Source organism: Frigoribacterium sp. CFBP 8766 (assembly GCF_014841435.1).
Lineage (GTDB): Bacteria > Actinomycetota > Actinomycetes > Actinomycetales > Microbacteriaceae > Frigoribacterium.
The window spans coordinates 24,620-47,270 of the sequence record NZ_JACYTX010000007.1 but is presented as its reverse complement, the minus strand read 5'-3'; the positions used below and the strand labels follow the sequence as shown (position 1 = coordinate 47,270).

General features: G+C 76.5%; 6 protein-coding genes. 4 read left to right on the top strand and 2 right to left on the bottom strand.

Annotated features, from left to right (window positions below; translation table 11 throughout):
* Window positions 1–50: 50 nt before the first annotated feature.
* On the bottom strand, window positions 51–1,208 hold the full coding sequence (locus IFT90_RS15110) for a glycosyltransferase (RefSeq protein ID WP_192043035.1): 1,158 nt from the start codon (window positions 1,206–1,208) through the stop codon (window positions 51–53).
* Between the two features lie 298 nt (window positions 1,209–1,506).
* Here IFT90_RS15110 and IFT90_RS15105 point away from each other — a divergent pair, with 298 nt between their 5' ends.
* Genes IFT90_RS15105 through IFT90_RS15090 form a run of 4 tightly spaced genes read left to right on the top strand, consistent with a single transcriptional unit; the run spans window position 1,507 to window position 20,516 of the window.
* Complete coding sequence (locus IFT90_RS15105) at window positions 1,507–16,851, top strand: DUF11 domain-containing protein (protein WP_192043034.1); 15,345 nt, start codon at window positions 1,507–1,509, stop codon at window positions 16,849–16,851.
* Window positions 16,848–17,345 carry an FxLYD domain-containing protein gene (locus tag IFT90_RS15100; RefSeq protein ID WP_213016646.1) on the top strand — a complete coding sequence of 166 codons (498 nt, stop codon included), beginning with the start codon at window positions 16,848–16,850 and terminating at the stop codon, window positions 17,343–17,345. Before IFT90_RS15105 ends, IFT90_RS15100 begins: the two co-directional genes overlap by 4 nt.
* The gene (locus IFT90_RS15095) at window positions 17,342–20,071 is read left to right on the top strand and encodes a LuxR C-terminal-related transcriptional regulator (RefSeq protein ID WP_192043033.1); all 2,730 of its coding nucleotides are present in this window, start codon (window positions 17,342–17,344) and stop codon (window positions 20,069–20,071) included. Before IFT90_RS15100 ends, IFT90_RS15095 begins: the two co-directional genes overlap by 4 nt.
* A 19-nt stretch (window positions 20,072–20,090) precedes the next feature.
* Entirely contained in the window at window positions 20,091–20,516 is a 426-nt protein-coding gene (locus tag IFT90_RS15090; protein ID WP_192043032.1) for a DUF3151 domain-containing protein, read from the top strand.
* A 46-nt stretch (window positions 20,517–20,562) separates the two neighbouring features.
* Here IFT90_RS15090 and IFT90_RS15085 read toward each other — a convergent pair whose 3' ends face one another.
* A complete protein-coding gene (locus IFT90_RS15085; RefSeq protein ID WP_192043031.1) occupies window positions 20,563–22,650 on the bottom strand; it encodes a YhgE/Pip family protein in 2,088 nt (695 codons plus the stop codon).
* Window position 22,651: the final 1 nt, after the last annotated feature.

Sequence of the window (22,651 nt, the reverse complement as noted above, 5' to 3'; positions counted from 1 at the left end):
CGTCAAGCGTAGGTATCGCCGGGACCCGCAGCCGCGACGGAGGACGGTCGTCAGCGGCGCAGCGACCGCCTGAGCTCCGCCTCGTAGGCGTCGCAGACCGACTGCCAGGTGTAGGCGGCCTCGGCCCGCGCCGCTGCCGCCTCGCGCAGGCGCTGCTGCTCGGCGGGGTCGTCGAGCAGGGCGACGACCGCCTCCGCGATCGCCGCCGGCTCGGGCGGGACGAACACGCCCGCGTCGGCGAGCACCTCGCGGTTGTAGACCGTGTCGCGGGCGATCACCGGCGCGCCCGTGAACATGGCCTGCACGAGCGCGGGGTTGGTGCCGCCGACGCTGTGGCCGTGGAAGTACGCGCCGGCGTGCTGCCAGAGGGCGAACAGGCGGTCGTCGTCGCTGACGTGGCCGAGCCAGCGGACCTTGTCGTGCTCGGCGGCGAGGTCGCGGACCAGGTCGTCGAGCTCGCCGCCGTAGCCGGTCGATCCGACGATCACGACGTCGTGGTCGGCGGCGATGCGCCGGGCGGCCTCGACGAACTCGACGATCGAGTTCTCGGGCACGAAGCGGGCGACGACCAGGGCGTAGCCGCCGTGCGTCAGCCCGGGCTCGACGGGCAGCTCGCGCACGGGGTCGCCGCCGTAGGGGATGAAGGTGCCCTCGACGCCGAACTCGTCGCGCCAGCGCCGCACGATCTCGACGGCGTCGCAGACGAGCGCGTCGGCGAAGCGCGCGGAGGCGCGGGCCCCGAGCTTGAAGACGGTCTTGGCCGCCCGGCCCCACTTGGCCCGCTCCCACTCGATGCCGTCGACGTTGATGATCACGGGCACGCGGCGGAGCCGGAGCAGCGGCAGCCAGAACCCGTTCGCGACGTTCATCATCAGCACCGCGTCCGGTCGGCGCACGACGGCGTCGAGCACGGCCGTCAGCCCGTAGCTCAGGGTGCTCAGCGACCGGCTCTCGACCCCGCGGGTCGTGCGCGTGCGCACCCGGGGGTCGCGGGCGGGGTCGTCCTCGCGCACGGCGCCGTGCCTGCCGTAGACCGTGACGTCCCACCCGGCGTCCACGAGGGCCGGCGCGATCCGGCGGACGGCGGTCTCGAAGCCGCCGTAGTAGCTCGGGTAGCCGCGCGTGCCGATCACGGCCACGGAGGGCCTGCGGCCGTCGGGGGCCGCACCGTCGAGGGCACCGGAGGAGGGGCGGGGGCGAGGCGACATGGACGTCCGTTCCGAGAGGGGGCGCGCGGCGCACCACGGTACCGCAGCCCCGCGCCGCGGCCGGGCTGGCCCCCGAGCGAGGGGGATGGTACAGGCGTGTCCCCAGGAGTGCGGACACGGTGAGGTGAAAGGCGGGGTGAATTGGGCGATCGGGGCTGTTCGGGGTACACGTGTCGCCCACACTGGGACCGGGTCGCCTACTGGGACGGCAGCCCCGCCTCGGCATCCGCTCCGATCACGAGCTGGAGGGCCGATGATCGCCGAGCGCGATCGCCGAACCGACAAATGAGGATCAGCCGTGCCCGCAACTCCCGACGCCCCGACGCGCCGTGACCGCTCCGCCCGCCACGTCCGCCGCCGGCCGCGCCACCGCGCGGGCGGCAGCGCCTGGCCGCTGCCGATGCGCGTCGTCGCCGTCGTGCTCGCCGTGATCGTCCCCGTGACCGGCCTGTCGCTCGTCGACCCCGCCGAGCGCGCCGAGGCAGCCGTCGTCCAGTGGGGTACAGCCGGCGGCACCGCCCCGTCCTGGCAGGACACGGTCAACGGCGACTTCCTGCAGGTGGGCAACGGGGTGCTCGCCTGCGGCACGGCCGTCGTCTCGGGCGCCGGCACCTGCGCGAACCTGCACGCGGGCACCACGACCGCCACCAACAACGTCAACGACTACTTCTCGATGCAGGCCTCGAACACCGTCTCGGGCTTCACGACCAACTCGAGCTCCGCCTCCGTCACCATCCCCTCCGGGGCCACCGTCGCGAAGGCGTTCCTCAGCTGGAGCGCCAACACGGGCGTCTTCGCGGGGCGCACCGGAGCCGACGCGCTGCGCTGCGGCGCCCTGACGCAGAACCAGGTCATCAGCGGACAGTCGCCCCTCGCGACCCGTCCCGACAGCTCGTCGGGCTACCGCACGCAGGCGGCGAAGCTCAAGGTCGGCTCGGCCGCCGTGCGCAGCGTCCCGGCGACCGGCGTCCTCGAGGACACCGCGGCCACGGCCCCCGGCACGGCGCTCTACTACAGCGCCGGCGCCGACGTGACGGCCGCCTTCGCGGGCGCCGCCACCGGCAGCGCGCTCGCCGTCTCGGCAGGCGACATCTGGGCCCCCGTCGGGGCGGGCTGCTACGCCGGCTGGTCGCTCACGGTCGTCTACGACTACGGCACCTACGTGCCCGGCAACACCGCCTCCGAGCCGCACAGCGTCATCTACTACGAGGGCCACGTGCGCGAGGGCGCCTCCGACCCCGACCTCACCGTCGCGTTCTCGGGCTTCTCGTCGCTCGGCGCCGCCCGCTTCGGCTACACGCTCTTCGAGGGAGACCGGGGCATCACCGGCGACTACATGCGCTACAACCGCCAGGCCGGGGCGTACGCCGAGATCCCCAACGCCGCAGGGGCCCTGGACAACGTCGGCATCAGCCGGGCCGACGGCTCGACGCGCTACACGCAGACCGGGTCGGCGGCCACGCCGGTCTTCACGAACGCGAGCGTCGACGCCGCGACCACGACCCTGCCCGGCGTCCAGGCGGGCGACACCTCGATCAACCTGCAGATCGGCACCAGCGGCGACTCGTACCTGCTGCGCAGCGCCGTGCTCAGCGTGCCCACCGCCTCCTTGACGGTGGTCAAGAGCCTCGACGGCACCATCGGCGACCAGTACCGGGTCGCCACCGAGAACACGCGGTTCCAGATCACCGTGTCGAACACGGGCTCCGTGGCGCTGACGAACGTCGTCGTGGCCGATCCGGACAACCCGGAGTGCCGGAGGACCGTCGGGACCCTGGCGGTCGGCGCCGTGGTCACCTTCAACTGCACCGGCCCGCCGCCGACGCAGGCGAACCAGGTCAGCTCGGCCACCGCGACCGGCACCGCCGCCGGCAACTCCGCGGTCACCGTGACCAGCACCGGCACGACGACCGTGCACCTCAGCGCGATCGCGCTCACCAAGACGGGCGCGCTCCCCTCCGGCTCGACCGGGGCCGTCGGCGACGTCGTCACGTACACCTTCACCGCCCGGAACACCGGCGGCGGCACCCTCACGGGCGTCAGCATCACGGACACCAGCCTCCCGGGCCTCTCCGGCCTCACCTACGGCGCCTGGCCCGGCGGCACCGCCGGCACCCTCGGCGAGGGCCAGTCGGTCACGGCGACCGCGACCTTCGCCCTCACGCAGGCCGTCGTCGACGCCTCCTCGATCTCGAACACCGCCTCCGTCGTCGGCACCGACGCCGACGGCGGCCCGCAGCCCACCGCCTCCGCGACCGCCCGCACCGCCGTGCCGGCGAACCCGGCGCTCGCGCTCACGAAGACCGGCGCCCTCCCCGCCGGCAGCACCGGCCGGGCCGGCGACGTCGTGACCTTCTCCTTCACGCTGCGCAACAGCGGCAACCAGACCGTCACCGGCGCGACGATCACCGACGGCGTCGCGGGCGTCGGCACGATCGCCTACGGCACCTGGCCGGGCGGCACGGCCGGCCGCCTCGCCCCCGGGCAGCAGGTCACGGCCACCGCCCCGTACACGCTGACCCAGGCCGACGTCGACCGCGGCACCGTGCCGAACACGGCCACCGCCCGCGCGGCGTCCCCCAGCGGCGCCGCCGTCACGTCGAACACGGCCTCGACCAGCGTCGCCGTCGCCGCTGCGCCCGCCCTCGCCACCACGAAGCGGGCCGCCCTGCCCGCCGGAGCCGCGGGCGTCGCCGGCGACGTCGTCACGTACACCGTCACGTTGTCGAACACGGGCAACCAGACCCTCACGGGAGTCGCCGCGAGCGACCCTCTGACCGGTCTCTCGGCCTTCAGCTACGGCACGTGGCCGAGCGGCACCGCCGGCACCCTGCGCCCCGGCCAGCAGGTCACCGCGACCGCGACCTACACGGTGCGGCAGAGCGACGTCGACTCCGGCTCGGTCGTGAACCGCGCCACCGGCACCGGCACGCCCCCGAGCGGCGCGGCCGTCTCGTCGGCGGCCGCGGCGACGCTGCCGCTCTCGACCGGCTCGTCCGTCTCGCTGACGAAGACCGGTGCCCTCGCCGCCGGTGCCTCCGGCCGCGCCGGCGACGTCGTCACCTGGAGCTTCAGCGCCGCCAACACCGGCTCCGTCACCCTGCGCGGCGTGACGATCACCGACGCCGTCGCCGGCGTCGGCCCGATCACGTACGGCACCTGGCCGAGCGGCACCGCCGGCACCCTCGCCCCCGGGCAGGCCGTCACGGCGACCGCGTCGTACACGCTGACCCAGGCCGACGTCGACGCCGCCCGGGTGCAGAACACGGCCACCGTGCAGGGCACCCCGCCGTCCGGCGCCGTGGTGCGCCAGACCGCCACCGCCTCGGTCGACGTGGCCGCGGCGAGCACCGTCTCGCTGACCAAGTCGGGCGCGCTCGCCCCGGGCGCGACCGGCCGTGTCGGCGACGTCGTCACCTGGTCGTTCACCGTGCGGAACACCGGTGCCTCCACCCTCGACGCCGTCACGATCGCCGACCCGCTGGTGGCCGACCGCGTGGCCTTCGGCACCTGGCCGGGCGGCACCTCCGGCCGTCTCGCACCGGGCCAGCAGGTCTCGGCGACGGCCAGCTACGCGCTCACCCAGGCCGACGTCGACGCGGGCTCCGTCGTCAACACGGCGACCGCGACCGGCACCCCGGCCAACGGGCAGCGAGCGACGTCGAACGCCGCCGCGACCGTGCCCGTCGCCTCGTCGCCCGCCATCTCCGTCGCCAAGTCGGGCGTGCTCGCGGCCGACGCGCAGGGCCGCGCCGGCGACCGCGTCGACTACACGTTCACCGTCCGCAACTCGGGCAACGTCAGCCTCACCGGCGTCGCCCTGACCGACCCGCTGCCCGGGCTCTCGGCCGTCACGTACGGCACCTGGCCGGGCACCGCGGGCACGCTCGCGCCGGGCCAGCAGGTGACGGCGACCGCGCGCTACGCGCTGACCCAGGCCGACGTCGACCGGGGCAGCGTCGCGAACACGGCCACCGCCTCCGGCACCCCGCCCGCAGGAGGCGCGGTGCGCGCGAGCGGGTCCGCCCTCGTCACCGTCGCCCCGGCCCCCGCGGTCGCGCTGACGAAGTCGGTCGCGGGCACCGCGGCCCGCGCGGGCGACGTGCTCACCTACACGTTCACCGCGACGAACACGGGCAACCAGACCCTCACCTCGGTGTCGGTCGCCGACCCGCTGCCCGGCCTCTCGGCCCCGGCGTACGGCACGTGGCCGAGCGGCACCGCGGGCACCCTCGCCCCGGGCCAGCGCGTCACGGCGACCGCGACCTACGCGGTGACGCAGGCGGACGTCGACGCGGGCTCCGTCGTGAACACGGCCACCGCCTCCGGCCGGACCCCGGCGCTCGGCACCGTCCAGGGCCAGGGCTCCGCCACGGCCCCGATCAGCGCGCCCGGCTCGCTCGGCGTGACGAAGACCGGCACCCCCGCGGCCGGCTCGACGGGCGCCGCCGGCGACGTCGTCACCTACTCGTTCCGCGTCGTCAACACCGGCGCCGTGACGCTGCGCGGCGTCGCCGTGACCGATCCGCTCGCCGGTCTCTCGGCCGTCTCGTACGGCACCTGGGCCAGCGGCACCGCCGGCACCCTCGCCCCCGGCCAGGCGGTCACCGCCACGGCCAGCTACCGCCTGACGCAGGCGGACGCCGACCGGGGCAGCGTCGTGAACACGGCCACCGCCTCCGGCCGGACGCCCCAGAACGCGCTCGTGACCCAGGGCGCGACGGCCACGACCGCCGTGCCGCAGACCGCCGGGCTCGCCGTCGCGAAGAGCGGCGCCCTGCGCGCCGGGTCGACCCGCGCCGCCGGCGACGTCGCCGACTTCACGATCCGCGTGACGAACACGGGCACGGTCACGCTGGGCTCCGTGGTGCTGAGCGACTCGCTCGCCGGCCTCAGCGAGCCCGTGCTGACCTGGCCGGGCACCCCTGGCCAGCTGGCGCCCGGGCAGACCCTCGTCGCTCGCGCCTCGGCCGCCGTGACGCAGGCCGACGTCGACGCCGGCGCGGTCGTGAACACGGCGACGGCCCGCGGGGTCGCCCCGGGGGGCCAGACGACCACCGCCTCCGGCGCCGCGACCGTGCCGATCACCTCGTCGCCCGCGCTCGCGCTCACCAAGCAGGTCGCGCCCGTCGCGGGCGGCTCGGCCGGCCGCGCCGGCGACGCGCTCGAGTACCGCTTCTCCGCCACGAACCGCGGCACCGTCACCCTGACCGGCGTCGGCATCACCGACCCGCTGGCCGGTCTCGGCACCCTCGCCTACACGTGGCCGGGCGCCGCCGGCCGCCTCGCCCCGGGCGAGACCGTCACCGCCACGGCCCGCTACGTCGTGACCCAGGCCGACGCCGACGCCGGCAGCGTGGCCAACCGCGCGTCCGTGCGCGGCGCGACGCCGCAGGGCGTCCAGACGTCGGCCGAGGCGACGGCCGTGCAGCCGATCGACTCCGCCCCGGCGATCGCCCTCGACAAGACGGCCGTCGTGGCCGGCTCGGGCTCGGTCGGCAGCCGCGTCACCTACCGCTTCGACGTGACGAACACCGGCTCGCAGACCGTCTCGGGCGTCGCCGTCGAGGACCGCCTGCCCGGCCTCTCGGCCATCTCGTACGGCACCTGGCCCGGCGCGGTGAGCGGCCAGCTCGCCCCCGGCCAGACGGTGCGGGCCACCGCGACGTACGTCGTGACCCAGGCCGACGTCGACGCGGGCAGCGTGACGAACGCGGCCACCGCCTCCGCGACCGGCCCGTCCGGCACGGCCGCGACGGCCTCCGACGCGGAGACGGTGCGCACGGCCGTGGGCACCCAGGCCGTCGGCCTGACCAAGACCGAGACGCTGCGCGGCACGGCCGCCGGCGACGTGGGCGACACCGTCGACCTCGGGTACGTCGTCACCAACACGGGCACGACCACCCTCACGGGCGTCTCGGTCAGCGACCAGCAGCCCCGCGCCACGGCCGTCGTCTACGGCGCCTGGCCGGGCGGCACCGCCGGCACCCTGGCCCCCGGCCAGTCGGTGACGGCGAGCTCGAGCTTCACCCTCGTGCAGGCCGACGTCGACGCCGGCCAGGTCAGCTCGCGGGCCACGGCCGTGGGCACGTCGCCGCGCGGCGCCGTGGTGCGCGCCGACGCCGACGGACAGGTCACGACCCGGCAGGCGCCGGGCGTCCAGCTGACGAAGACCGGGGCGGTGGCCGCAGGAGGCGCCGGTGCGGTCGGCGACACGGTCGAGTGGCGCTTCGTGCTGGTCAACACCGGCACGGTGACGCTGTCCGGCGCGGCGATCACCGACGCCCTGCCCGGCATCACGACGCCCGTCGTCACCTGGCCCGGCGAGCCCGGGGCCCTCGCCCCCGGCGCCCGGGCCACCGCCACGGCGCAGTCCGTGCTGACCCAGGCCGACGTCGACGCGGGCAGCGTCGTCAACACGGCGCGCGCCACGGCGACCGCGCCCGCGCCGGGCAGCCAGACCGTCACGGCCACCGCGGCCGCGACCGTGGCCACGGCCACGAGCGCGCCCCGCCTCGAGCTGACCAAGACCGAGACCGTCACGCCGCCGGCCTCGGGCCCCACGACGGCGAACGACGGCGCCGTCTTCACCTACGTCGTCACCAACACCGGCAACGTGACCGTCTCGGGCATCTCGATCCTCGACGAGCAGGCCCGCCTCTCGGCGGTGACCTGGGGCTCGGGCACCTCGACGACCGTGACGCTGCGCCCGGGCGAGAGCGCGACGGCGACGGGCGCCTACCGCTTGACGCAGGCCGACGTCGACGCGGGCCGCATCGGCTCGGCCGCGACCGCCTCGGGCACGGCGTCCGACGGCCGGCCCGTCCAGGCGACCGCCGCAGCGGAGGCGCCCGTCACCCGGGCGCCCGCGGTCGCGCTGGCCAAGACGGCCGCGTTCGACGCGACCACCGCGAACGGCCAGCAGTCCGACGTCGGCGAGACGGTCGTCTGGTCGTTCCTCGTCACGAACCGCGGCAACACCACGCTCACCGGCGTGGGCGTGGCCGACGACATGGCGGGCGTGACCGTGCAGCTCGGGCCGTGGCCCGCGGCCGCCGGCACGCTGCTGCCGGGGGAGTCCGTCAAGGGCACCGGGCGCCACGTGGTGACGCAGGCCGACGTCGACGCGAACGACGGCCTGCTCGTCAACCGGGCCACCGCCTCCGCGTCGGCCCCCGACGGCACGACGCCCACCGGCGTCGCGAGCGCCTCGATCCAGCTCGACGCCGCCGCGCAGATCGGCCTCGTCAAGACCGAGCTCTTCGCCGACCCCGACGCCGCGGTGCACCGTGCCGGCGACCGCGTCTCGTTCACCTTCGACGTGACGAACACGGGCTCTTCGACCCTGACCGACGTCGTCGTGACCGACGACCAGGCCCGTCTCGGCGACGTCGCCCTCGCCGACGGCGGCCCGTGGACGAGCGACAGCCGCATCGCGCCCGGGCAGACGGTGCGCTTCACGGCCTCGTACACGCTGACCCAGGCCGACGTCGACGCCGGCCGCGTCCGGAGCACCGCCTCCGTGACGGCACGCTCGGTCGACGCCGCGGGCGACCGCGTCGAGGCCGCCGACGTGCGCAGCCTGCTCGTCGCCGCCGCGCCCGGCTACTCGTTCGACAAGACCGGAGCCTTCGCCGGCGGCGCGGCCGGTCGCCTCGGCGACCGCGTCGACTACGCCTTCGACGTCGTCAACACCGGCAACGTGACCCTCTACCTGATCGAGGTCAGCGACCCGCTGCCCGGCATCGGCACCATCACGTACACGGGCCTCGGCGAGGGCCGCTCGCTCGCGCCCGGCAGCTCGGCCCAGGGCACCGCGTCGTACCGGGTGACCCAGGCCGACGTCGACCGCGGCCGCGTCGAGAACACGGCGACGGCCATCGCGAACCCGCCCGCCGGCGACGCGATCACGTCGACCCGCTCGTTCACGCTCGCGACGGCCGCCCAGGCGCCGTCGATCACGCTCGACAAGCAGGAACTGCTCGAAGGAGGCGCCCGCGGCGTCGCCGGGGACGAGGTCCGCTTCTCGTACACGGTCACCAACACCGGCGACACGACCCTCAGCGACGTGCAGCTGACCGACGCCCAGCCCGGGATCTCCGAGATCGTGTTCGGCCCGTGGCCGGGCGCCGACCGCACCCTGACGCCGGGCCAGTCGATCACCGCGACCGCGACCGCCCGCCTGACGCAGGCCGACGTCGACGCCGGGGGCATCGCCTCCACGGCGACCGTCTCGGGCTCGGCGCCCGGCGCCTCGGGCGCCCCCGCCACCGTCTCTGACGATGCCGACGGCTCGGTCGCGAGCGTCCGCGAGAACGCCCTCGTGCTCGACAAGCGCGCCACCGCGACCGACGGCTCGGCCGTCGAGTCCGCGCAGCTCGGCGACACGCTGCGCTACGTCATCACGGCCCGCAACACCGGCACGACGACCCTGACGGGCGTCGCGATCGTCGAGGCCCTGGCCGACGCGACCCCGCTGCAGTACGGCACCTGGCCGACGGCCGAGGGCACGCTGCTGCCCGGCGAGGCCGTCTCGGCGACCACCGACCGCGTCGTCACGCAGGCCGACGTCGACTCGGGCTCGGCCCTGAACACGGCCACCGTGTCGGGCACGCCGCCGCCGGGCTCGGGCGACTCCCCGACCGCCCGCGCCTCGGCGAGCGTGGTCACCACCTCGGCCGCGCCCTCGATCCGCATCGAGAAGACGCAGGCTCTCGCGCCCGACGCCACCGGCGTCGCCGGCGACGTCGTGCAGTACTCGTACGTCGTCACGAACACCGGAGGGGTCACGCTGACCGGCGTCACCGTGCGCGACGGCCAGGCGCGCGTCACCGACGCCGTGTTCGGCCCCTGGCCGGGCGGCACCGCGGGCACCCTCGCCCCCGGCCGGTCGGTCACCGCGACCGCGACCCACGTGCTCAGCCAGGCCGAGGTCGACGCGGGCGGCGTGTCGAGCACGGCCACGACGCGCGGCACCCCGCCGAGCGGCGCCCGCGTCGCCGGCACCGCCGACGCGCGCACCGAGGTCGCCGAGCGGCCCGACGTCGAGGTCACCAAGACCGGCACGCTCGCCGACGGCGCGCGCGGCGTGGTCGGCGACCGCATCGACTACGAGTTCGTCGTCGTCAACCGCGGCAACGTGACCCTGAACCTGCTGACCGTGCGCGACGCCCTCGTCGGCGTCGGCGACGTCCGCTTCGGCGAGTGGCCCGGCCCGGTGGGCCAGGTCGGCCCCGGCGAGCAGGTGCGCGCCGCGGCGTCGTACACGGTCACGCAGGGCGACGCCGACGCCGGAGCGGTCGTCAACCAGGCGCTCGCCACCGCGACCCCGCCCTCGGGCGAGCCCGTCACGGGCACCGGCGTGCACACCCTCGCGCTCGCCCCGACGACGCCCGCGCTCTCGGTCGCCAAGACCCAGGTGCTGCCCGCCGACGCCGCGGGCGTGGCCGGCGACGTCGTGACGTACTCGTTCACCGTGACGAACACGGGCACGTCGACGCTGACCGACGTCGTGCTGTCCGACGCGCAGGCCGGGCTCTCCGACCTCGTCGTCGGCTCCTGGCCGACCTCGGCGGGGACGCTCGCCCCCGGGCAGAGCGTCACCGCGACGGCCACCCACGTGCTGACCCAGGCCGACGTCGACGCCGGAGGCCTCTCGTCGCCGGCCGTCGCCTCCGGCACCTCGCCGCAGGGCGACGCGGTCGCCGCGCGCACCTCCGCGTCGACGCCGCTGACCGCGCCCGCCGCCGTGTCGCTCGACAAGTCGGTGACGGACGCCGCAGGAGGCGCGGGTGCGGTCGGCGACGTCGCCCGCTACACGTTCAGCGTCGGCAACACCGGCGCCGTGACGCTCTCGGGCGTCGACGTGGCCGACCCGCTGCCGGGCCTCGGCACGATCGCCTGGACCTGGCCGGCCGCCGCGGGCGTGCTCGCGCCGGGGGAGACCGCGGTGGGCACCGCCTCCTACGTCCTCACGCAGCGGGACCTCGACGCCGGCTCCGTCGCGAACCGCGCCACGGTCTCGGCCCAGCCGGCACGCGGCGAGACCGTGCGCGCGTCGGACGCCGCGACGCTCGCGACCAGCTCCGGACGACCTGCCCTCGCGCTGACCAAGACCGAGGCGCTCACGCCGGGGGCGCGCGGCGTCGCCGGCGACGCCGTCCAGCTCAGCTGGGTCGTCACCAACCCCGGCAACCAGACCGTGACGGGCGTCCAGCTCGCCGACGACCAGGTCGGCGCCCCCGCTCCCGTCTTCGGCTCCTGGCCGGGCGGCACCGCCGGACGCCTCGCGCCCGGACAGAGCGTGACCGCCACGACCACCTACCTGCTCACCCAGGCCGACGTCGACGCGGGCGGCGTGACCAGCGCCTCCCGCGCCACGGGCACCGGCCCCGGCGGCGTGCCCGTCCGGGCCGACGCGACGGCCGGCGTCGCGGTCGACCAGGTCTCGACGATGTCGTTCACCAAGGCGGGCCGTCTCGCCGCGGGCACCACCGGGCAGGTCGGCCAGGGCGTCGACTACACGTTCCAGGTGCGCAACACCGGCACGGTCACGCTCAGCCTGCTCGACATCGTCGACGAGATGCCGGGCCTCAGCGACGTGACGTTCGACCGCTGGCCGGGCGCGATCGGCGTGCTCGCGCCGGGTGAGCGCGTCATGGGCCGGGCGGGCTACACGATCCGCCAGAGCGACCTCGACGCCGGCGGCGCGATCACGAACACGGCCACGGCCTTCGCCACCGCGCCCGACGGGACGGTCGTCCGCCGACCCGCGTCGGCCACCGTGCAGGCGGCGCCGCAGGGCCCGGTCGTGGGCCTGACGAAGGAGGCGCAGCTCGCCGAGGGCGCGACCGGTCGCGCCGGCGACCGGGTCGAGTACTCGTTCACCGTCACGAACCAGGGCAACACGACGCTCACCGGCGTCGTCCTCGCCGACGGCCAGCAGGGCCTCGGCACGATCACCCCGGGCACCTGGCCGGGCGGCACGACCGGCACGCTCGCGCCGGGCGAGTCCGTCCGGGCGACCGCCGTCTACGTGCTGACCCAGGCCGACGTCGACCGCGGCTCGGTGTCGTCCGTCGCGACGACCTCCGGCCGCTCGTCGGCGCCCGCGCAGACCGTGACCGCGAGCGACGAGAAGACCGTCGTCGTGCCGCCGCAGCCCGCGCTGGCGTTCGCGAAGACCGTCGCGCCCGCCACGGGCACGGCGCCCGGCGACGCGCTCACGTACACCTTCACCGCGACGAACACCGGCACCGTCACCCTCGACGGCGTCGTGTTCGACGACGCCCTCGTCGGGCTCTCGCCCGTGGCCGTCGCGACCTGGCCGAGCGGGACCGCCGGGCGCCTCGCGCCGGGCGAGACCGTCACCGGCACGGCGACCTACCGGGTCACCCAGGCCGACGCCGACAGCGGCTCGGTCGTCAACGCGGCGCGGGTGCTCGCCAGCCCGCCGACGGGCGCGCCGCTCACCGCGAGCAGCGCGGCCACGGCCTCCACCGCCCCCACGGCCGCCGCGATCGGCGTCGAGAAGACCGCCGCCCTCGCGACGGGCGCCGCGGGCGTGGCCGGCGACACGGTCGAGTTCTCGTACGTCGTCACGAACACCGGGACGGCCACGCTCACCGGCGTGACCCTGACGGACGCCCTGACCGCCGCCTCCCCGGTCGTCTTCGGCCCCTGGCCGAGCCCGACGAACCGCCTGCTGCCCGGCGAGAGCGTCACCGCCACCGCCCGGTACGTGCTGACCCAGGCCGACGTCGACGCCGGCGCCGTGAGCTCGTCGGCCCGCACCACGGGCACGACGCGCGACGGATCGGTCGTCGCGTCCGACGACGCCGCCGGCGTCGAGCTCGCGCGGACCGCCTCGGCCTCGGTCGACAAGACGGCGTCGTGGGTCGCCGGAGGCGCCGGTCGCGTCGGCGACGTCGCCCGCTTCACGATCGCGGTCGCGAACACCGGCACGGTGACGCTCTCCGACGTCGTCGTGACCGACCCCATGGCCGCCACGGAGGCGGACCCCTCCGGCGTCGTCGCGGCGGCGACCTGGCCGGGCACCCCCGGCACGCTCGCCCCGGGCCAGCGCGTCACCGCGACGGTCGACCGGGTCGTGACGCAGGCCGACGTCGACTCCGGCGCGCTGGTGAACGTCGCGACGCTCCGGGCCGCTCCGCCGGCCGGCGCCGGCGACCCCCTCGTCGTCCGCGACGGCGCGACCCTGGCGACGGCCGTGACCGCACCCGCGGTGTCGATCGTCAAGACGGCGACCCTCGAGCCCGGGGCCGCCGGCATGGCCGGCGACGTCGTCCGCTACGAGTACCTCGTCACGAACACGGGGGACGCGACCCTCTCGGGCGTCGTCGTCTCGGACGACCAGGCCCGCGCCTCCGTCGTCTCGTACGGCGACTGGCCCGCGGCGGCCGGCACCCTCGCGCCCGGCCGGACGGTCACGGCGACGGCGAGCTACGTGCTCACGCAGGCCGACGTCGACCGCGGCGTGGTGGCCTCGCGCGGCAGCGTCGTGGGCACGCCGCCGAGCGGCCCCGCCGTCCGCGCCTCCGAGGTGCAGGAGGTGCGCCTCGACGGCACGGCCTCGCTCGCCCTCACGAAGACGGGCGCGCTGACCGCCGGGCCCTCGGGCACGACCGGCCGCGTCGGAGACGGCGTCTCGTTCGCCTTCACGATCACGAACACCGGCGCCGTCACGGTGTCGGGCGTCGCGGTCGACGACCGGCTGAACGGCGTCTCCGCCGTCGAGCTCGGCCCCTGGCCGGGCGAGGTCGGCGTGCTCGCGCCGCGCCAGGTCGTCACCGGCACCGCGACCTACGCGGTCGTGCAGGCCGACGTCGACCGCGGCAGCGTCGTCAACGCCGCGACCGTCTCGGGCACCGCGCCGTCGGGAGCCGCCGTGCTCGCCGACGCGCGCACGACCGTGCCGCTGACGGCCGACGGGCCCCGCCTCGGGCTCGTCAAGCAGGTCGCCCTCGCGCCCGGCGCGACCGGACGCGCCGGCGACGAGGTCGTCTACACCTGGGTCGTGACCTCGACCGGAGACGTCACCGTCCGCGACGTCGCGGTCGCCGACGGGCAGCCGGACCTCAGCGACATCTCGTTCGTCTCGTGGACCGGCCAGGGCGACTTCGACCGCGTCCTCGCGCCCGGCGCCTCCGCGACGTTCACTGCCCGGCACGTGCTCACGCAGGCCGAGGTCGACGCCGGGGTGCTCGTCACCGAGGCGACGGCGACCGCGGTGGGCGACGACGCCGCGGCCACCCCGGTCTCGGCGACCGACGCCGTCCCGCTCGTCCTGCCCTCCTCGCCGGCCCTCGCGGTCGACAAGGAGGCGCGGTGGGCGGACGGCGGCTCCGGCCGCGTCGGCGACGTGGTCGAGTACCGCGTCTCCGTGGTCAACGCCGGCACGGTCACGCTGGCCGACGTCGTGGTGAGCGACCCGCTGCCCGGGCTCTCCGGGTTCACGTACACCGGCGGGACGGCCGACGGCTGGCCCGACGAGGCCGGTGTGCTGGCCCCCGGCGAGTCCGTCGTCGCCACGGCCCGGTACACGGTGACCCAGGCCGACGTCGACGCAGGCTCGGTCGTGAACGCGGCCTCCGCCTCCGGCGTGCCGCCGACGGGCGCCGCGGCCGTGGCGAGCGACGCGGCGACGATCGCGACCGCCGACGTCGCGCCGCGCCTCGCCGTGACCAAGACGCAGGCGCTGCCCGAGGGCGCCGCCGGCGTCGCCGGCGACACCGTGCCCTTCACGTTCACCGTCACGAACACCGGCTCGGTCACCCTGACCGACGTGCGGCTCGCCGACGGCCAGGCCGGTCTCGGCGACCTCGTGGTCGGCCCCTGGTCGGGCGCGGTCGGCTCGCTGGCCCCCGGCAAGAGCGTCACGGCCACCGCCGGCTACGTGCTGACGCAGGCCGACGTCGACGCCGGCGCGATCGCGTCGACCGTCACCGCGACCGGCACGCCCGTGCGCGGCCCGGGCGGCCCCGGGGTCCCGGCCGACGTCTCGGCCTCGGCCGACGGCCGCACCCCGCTCGTCGCGGACGCCGCCCTGGTCATGGCCAAGGCCGGCGCCCTGCGCGGCTCCGGCCTCGCGGGCGACGTCGTCGACTGGACGATCACCCTGCGCAACGAGGGCGGCGTCACGCTCTCGGGCGTGCAGGTCGCCGACCCGCTGCCCGGCCTCAGCCCCCTCGTGCTCGGCCCCTGGCCGACCGTCGAGGGCAGGCTCGCCCCGGGCGAGTCCGTGACGGCCGTCGCCACGTCGACGCTGACCCAGGCCGACGTCGACGCGGGCGCCGTGACCAACACGGCCACCGCCTCCTCGACCCGTCCGACCGGCGAGGCCGTGACGGCTGCCGCGCAGGCGACCGTGCGCACGGCGCCTGCCGTCGCCGGCCTCACGGTCGCCAAGACGCAGGTCATGGCCGACGGGGCGACCGGCAAGGCCGGCGACGTGCTGCAGCTCGGCTACGTCGTGCGGAACGCGGGCTCGGTGACCCTGCGCGGCGTGACGCTGTCCGACGCCCAGCCCGGCCTCTCGCAGATCGTCTTCGGCACGTGGCCGGGCGAGCCCGGCGTGCTCGAGCCCGGGCAGAGCGTGACCGCGAGCGCCACGTACGTGCTCACGCAGCGCGACGTCGACGCAGGGATCGTCACCTCCGAGGTGACCGCCACGGGCGAGGCGCCCGGCGGCGCGACCGTCGACGACGTCGCCGAGGCGGGGGTCGTGCTGCCCGGCTCGTCCAGCGTCTCGCTGCGCAAGACCGGCGCCCTCGTCGGCGAGGGCGCGGCCGGCGGGCTCGTCCGCTTCGGCTTCGAGGTCGTCAACACCGGCGACGAGACCCTGTCGGGCCTCGCGCTGACCGACGAGCTGCCCGGCCTCGGCGAGGTCGTGTTCGATCCGTGGCCCGGCGCCGAGGGCGTGCTCGCCCCGGCGCAGGGCGTGACGGCCACGGCCGACTACGTGCTGACCCAGGCCGACGTCGACGCGGGCCTCGTCCGCAACACCGCCTCCGTCCTCGGGACGACCGCGGGAGGTGCCCTGCGCGCCGACGAGGACACGACCGTCGTCACGGTGGTGCCGCGCTCGGGCGTCGAGCTGACCAAGACCGTCAGCTACGCGCCCGGCAGCGCCGGACGCCTCGGCGAGCAGCTCGACTACCGCTTCGTCGTCGTCAACACCGGCACAGTGACGCTGGTCGGCGTCGGCGTGGAGGACGAGATGCCCGGCCTCGGCGACGTACGGTACGAGTCGTGGCCCGGCGAGCCCGGCGTGCTCGCACCCGGACAGAGCGTCGTCGCGACCGCCGCGTACACCGTCACCGCCGCCGACGTGGCAGCCGGCCAGGTGTCCAACACGGCGACCGCGATCGGCACGGGCGCCGGCCCCGACGGCACGGTGCCGCCCGTGACGAGCCCCGACCCGACCCCCGACCCGACCCGCGACGACGACACCGTCGTCGTCCCGACCCACGACCGCGTGCTGGCCTTCACCGGCGACGAGGTGGCCGCCCCGGCGCTCCTCGCCCTGGTGCTGCTGGTCGCCGGCCTCGGCCTGGCCCTCACGGGCCGGCGTCGCGACCGGGACGTGCGCACGACGACCGCTCGCCCGAGAGGACACTCATGACCACCCGACCTGCCCTGCTCCGCACCTCCTCCGCCGGCTCCCGCTCCGCGCTGACCCGCTCGGCCGTGGCCGTGCTCGGGGGCGCCGCGCTCGTCGTCGCCCTCGCCGGCTGCACCGGGGGAGGCGACGGCGACGCCAGCCCGTCGCCCACGCCCTCGAGCACGGCCGCCGCGGCGCCCGCCGTCACCGACATCCAGGACGACCCGGGCACGGCGCCCGACTTCGTGGGAGCCCTGCAGGACGTGCAGCAGACCGCGTGCGAGCTCGACGGAGGCGCGTACACGGTCACCGGGACGGCCGCGAACCCCACGGACGCCGCCCAGCACTACCGGATCTACGTGTCGCTGCTCGACGGCGACCAGGCGACCCTCGGCCTGACCCAGGTCGACCTCGACGCGGTCGCCGCGGGCGAGACCGCCGAGTGGGAGGCGCAGCTCGCCGTCGACTCCGCCGACCTGAGCTGCGTGCTGCGCGTGGAGCGCTTCGCCGCGTGACCACCGTCAGCGGCGTGCCCGCGAGCGCGGCGACGGCGGAGTCCGCCGGGTCGGCGCCTGCCGCGCCGGTGCCGGTCGGCGCGTCGCCGACGGGCGTGCCGCGGCTGCCGGGCGCGACGGTCAGCCGGCCCCGGCTGCTGAGGGCCCTCGACGAGGCCTCGGGGTCGCCCGTCGTGGTGCTCCGCGGGCCGGCGGGCTGCGGCAAGACGGTGCTGCTGGCCGACTGGGCGCGCCGCCACCGTCGCGACCACGAGCGCGTGCTGTGGCTCGGCCTCGACGCGGCGCTCGACGGCGTGCCGGCCGCTGACCGGCGGCGCGCCTTCTGGGCCGCCGTGGGCCTCGCGCTGCGGGCCTCGGGACGGTCCTCGTCGGCCCTCGCGCGCCTCCTCGGCGACGACCTCGCCCCGGCCCCTTCGCGGTCCGCCCTCGTCGCGGCCGCCGCCGCCCCCGACCAGCCCCTCGTGCTCGTGCTCGACGACCTCGACCTGCTCGACGACCCGGCGGCCCGGGCCGACCTGGAGGCGGTCGTCGGCTCGGGCGGGCGGGTCAGGGCGGTCGTGGCGACCCGGTCCCGCAGCTGGCTCGAGCGGGGCGACGTCGCCGCCGCCCTCGACACCGTCGTGGTCGGGCCCGACGCCCTGGCCCTCACGCCTGCGGAGGCCGCGGTCGTCGTGGCCGGCGTGCTGCGGCGTCCCGTGGACGCCTCGCGCGTCGTCGCGCTGCACACCGCCGTGGGCGGCCACGCCGGGGCCGTCGTGGCGTCCGCGCGCGCCGTCGCCGACCGCGTCGACGCCGACCGGACCCTGCTCGTCGACCGCGGCGGCCGGTCGTTCGAGGAGGCGCTGGCCGCGTGCGCGCTCGACCACGTCCGTGCCTCGCTGGCCCGTCACCTCCGCGGCGGGCCCGCCACGGAGTTCGTGCTCCGCACCTCCGTCGTCGACTCCCTGCCCACGGCGCTCGCGGCGCGCCTCGCCGACCTGCCCGACGCCGACGCCGCGGCGGCCGCGCTCGACCGTGCGGCGGAGGACGGCCTCGGGGCCTGGCGCACCGAGAGCACGGGCGCGCACGGCGAGTTCGCCTACTACGCGGCGGTGCGCGAGGCGCTGCGGAGCGAGCTGGACGCCCGGCGGCCCGACGACGCCCGCACGCTGCGCCAGGAGGCCGTCGAGTGGGCGCTCGAGGCGGAGCAGCCGATGATCGCGGCCCGGGCCGCGGCGGCGCTGCTCGACATGCCCCTCCTCTCGCGCGTGCTGCAGCGGTCGTGGCCCTCGTTCACCCTGCGGCACGCGGCCGAGCTGGTGGGCGTGCTCGGGACGCTGCCGAGCCGGCGCACGGCCCGGCACCCCGTCGTGCTCGCGATGACCGCCCTCGCCTTCTCGACGGTGAGCATGCACCACGCCCGCGTCGCGCAGGCCCTCGAGGCCGCCGTCTCGGCCGTCGAGGAGCGCGTCGGCTCCGTCCCCGCGCCCGACCAGGCGTTCCTCCTCGCCGTCGAGGCCCAGGCGCGACGGATGCTCGGCGACGTCGCCCGCGCCCGCGCCGCCGCCGCACGGGCCGAGGGCGTGCTCGCGGCCCTGTCGCCGGCCGAGCGGGAGGAGATGGCGCCCGTCGCCTCCTTCGTGCACCAGCAGCTCGGCGTGACGGCGCTGCTCGACGGCTCGCCCGAGGAGGCGCTGCGCTCCTTCGCCGCGGCGTCGGGCGCGGCTTCGGGACCGGAGCACGCCGCGCAGCGGTCGTCGTCGGTCGGCGCCAGCGCCTTCGTGCACCTCTGGATCGGCGAGGTCGCGACCGGCCGCGCCCTGCTCGCCCAGGTGGGCGACGAGACGGCCGGCCCGGTGGCGCTCGCGCGGGCCGTGCTCGCGCTCGAGGACTTCCGCCCCCACGAGGCCCTTCGGCTCGTGCCCGACGTCGAGCCGCTGATGGCCTCGTCCGAGCACTGGCCGATCGTCCTCGCCGTACGGGCGTCCGCCATGATCTCGCTCGGCCAGACCGCCGTCGCCGGCCACCTCGTCGACCTCGACGCCCAGGCGGCGCGCTGGAGCGTCCGCTCGCCGACCGCCGGAGCGTCGAGCGACCTGCTCGCGACGACGCGGGTGCGCCTGATGCTCGCGGTCGGGCGCGTGAGCCGGGCCGAGGCGGAGCTGGAGCACCTGCCGGCCGACGACCCCGTGGTCGTCCTGCGCCGCGGGGCCGCGCACCTGCTGCGCGCCGACGCCCGACGTGCCGCCGACACCGTCTCGGGCGCGCTGCTCGCCGGCGTCCCCGACCAGCGGGTCCGGTCGCAGCTGCTGCTGCTGAGGGCGGTCGCCGAGCTGCGGCTCGACCGTGCGGCCGCGGCGCTCGCGACCTTCACTGCGGTGCTCGACGCGTTGGCCCACACCGGCCTCCGCACCGTGCTGCTGACCGTGCCCCGCGACGACCTCGAGCAGCTCGTCGCCGCGGCGACCGCGTCGGGCGACCCGCGCGCCGAGGACATGCTCGGCCCCGGCCGCTCGCTCGCCGGCGACCTGCCCGCCGACGCCATCGGCAGCTCGCTCTCGGAGCGCGAGGCGGTCGTGCTGCGCTCGCTCGCCACGGAGCGCAGCCTGCCCTCCGTCGCCGCCGAGCTGCACGTCTCCGTGAACACGGTCAAGACGCAGCTGCGGAGCGTGTACCGCAAGCTCGGCGTCTCCGGCCGCCGCGAGGCCGTGGAGGCCGCGACGCAGCGCGGCCTCATCGGCGGCTGACCCGGGAGAGGATGGACCCATGTCCTCCACGAACCTCCTCGGCGTGCCCGAGACCCTCCTGCCCGCCGACCCTGCCGTCACGGCCGACCTCGAGACGCTCTCGCTCGCCGAGGTCGTCGTCGCCCACCCGACGTCGTCGCTCGCCTGGGCCCTGCTCAGCGACGAGGCCTCCGCGCGGGGCGCCGACCTCGAGGCGTACGCCTACGCGCGGGTCGGCTACCACCGCGGCCTCGACGCCCTTCGCGGCGCCGGCTGGCGCGGACAGGGCCCCGTCCCGTGGTCGCACGAGCCGAACCGCGGGGTGCTGCGCTCGCTCTTCGCCCTCCGCCGCGGAGCCGCCGCGATCGGCGAGACCGCCGAGGTCGAGCGGCTCGGCACGTTCCTGGCGGACGCCGACCCCGCGGCCGCCCCGGCGATCGAGGCCGAGGAGGCGGGCCGACGCTGACGGCGCCCGCCGCGCCTCCTGCGCCCGCGGCTCCTGGCCCTGCGCCTCAGCCGATCAGCGACGGCCGCAGGTCGCGCAGCGTCCGCTGACGCGTCATCCGGGCCGTCGCGAGCAGCGACACCAGCAGCGCGCCGAGCATCCAGAGGGCGAGCACGCCGGCGTCGGTCCACGCCGTCGCCGTGCTGCCGCCGTACATCAGCTGACGCAGCCCGTCGGTCGCGTAGCTCATCGGCAGCACGAAGTGCAGCGCGGCGAGCGGTCCGGGCAGCGTCTGCCACGGGAACGTCCCGCCGGCGGTGACCAGCTGCACGACCATGAGCACCAGCCCCAGGAACTGCCCGACGCTGCCGAGCAGCACGTTGAGCATCATGATGATCGCCGCGAAGGTGACGCTCGCCAGGCCCATCGTCCCGAGCATGCCCCAGGTGTGCGCGACCTCGAAGCCGAGCGCCCCGCGCACGATGGCGAACAGGGCGACCATCTGCAGCACGCCGAGCAGGGCCGGCGTCAGCCAGCCGGCCGCGACCACCCGCACGGGTGCCTTCACGGCGGTGATCGCCCGCTTCGACACGGGCTTCACGATCAGGAACAGCGCGTAGATGCCGATCCACGCCGCGAGGCTGATGAAGAACGGGGCGAGCCCCGCGCCGTAGGTGCCGGCGCTCGTGAGCGGCTGGTCGTCGACGCCGACGGGGTCGCTGATCGCGGAGGCCTGGTCGTCGCGGCTCTGCTCGGTGCTCGCGGGGATCTCGCCGAGGCCGCTCTGCAGCCCGTCCCGCAGCTGCACGGCGCCGTCGTCGAGCGTCCCGAGCCCGTCGCGCAGGCTGACCGTGCCGGTGCTGAGCGTGCCGAGCCCGGTCGACAGCGAGGCCGCCCCCGTCTCGAGCGTGCCGAGGCCCGACGACAACGAGGAGGCGCCCGAGGCAGCGCTCTGCGCTCCCGTCGCCAGTGTGTCGGCCCCGGCGGCCGCGTCGGAGATGCCGCTCGTGAGGGCCGGGGTCGCCGAGGCGAGCGCCGCCGCGCCGGCGGAGACCTGGTCGGCGCCCGTCGAGAGCGCCCCGACCTGGCCGTTCAGCTGCTGCACCTGCGTGTTCGCGTCGGCCAGGCCGTCGGTGACGGGGGCGAAGTACGAGGCGACCTCGGCCGCCGAGGCGACCGCCTCCTCCTGCGTCTGTCCCTTCGAGACGAAGAGGGCGACGAGCTGACGCCCGATCGCCGCCTGCGTCTCGGGGGCGGCGTCGGCGGCGGCCTGGCTGGCCGTCGCCGCGTCGCCGACGGCCGTCGCGAGCTGCCGGTTGCCGTCGGCGACCTGGGCTGCACCGTCCGCGAGCTGCTGCGTGCTGGCGGGAAGGCCGGTCGTCTGGTCGCGCAGCTCGTCGAGCCCGGTCGAGAGGGTCGACGCGCCGGTCGCCAGCTGGGAGGTGCCGGTCGCCAGCGACCGCGCGCCCGTCGCCGCGGTGGTCGCGCCCGTCGCGAGCTGGTCCGCTCCCGACGACGCGTCGGCCGCCCCGGTCACGAGCTGGTCGGCGCCCGACACGGCGGAGTCCGCGCCGCTGACGAGCTGCGACGCCCCGTCGACCGCGCTGCCGAGGTTCGTCCGGATGTCGGCGAGGCCGACGAGCAAGGTGGACGCCGCCTCCTTGCCGACCTTCTCGGCGACCGACGCGCGGATGGTCTTGCCGGCCTGCCCCGCGATCGTCGTCGCCAGGTAGCTGTTCGTGTCGTTCGTCGCGAGGACGATCCGCGCCCGCTGCGGGTCGTCCGAGCTGGCCGAGGTCAGGTCGGCGCTGAAGTCGCGCGGGATCGTGAAGGTGAAGTCGTAGGTGCCGTCGCGCAGCCCGGCCGCGGCCTCGCCCGACGAGACGGTGTGCCAGTCGAAGTCGCCGCCGTCGACGACCTCGTCGGTCACCTGGTCGCCGTAGTTCGTCGCGGTGCCGTCGACGACGGAGCCCTGGTCCTCGTTGACGAGCGCCGCGGGCACCTGGTCGAGGTTCGCGTACGGGTCCTGGTTCGCCCACAGGTAGAGGCCGCCGTAGAGCAGCGGCACCGTCATCAGGGCGACGAGTGCGAGGCGCGCGAGCCCGGTGGAGGTCAGCCGCTGCAGCTCGGCTCGGACGATGGCGATGATCTTCACG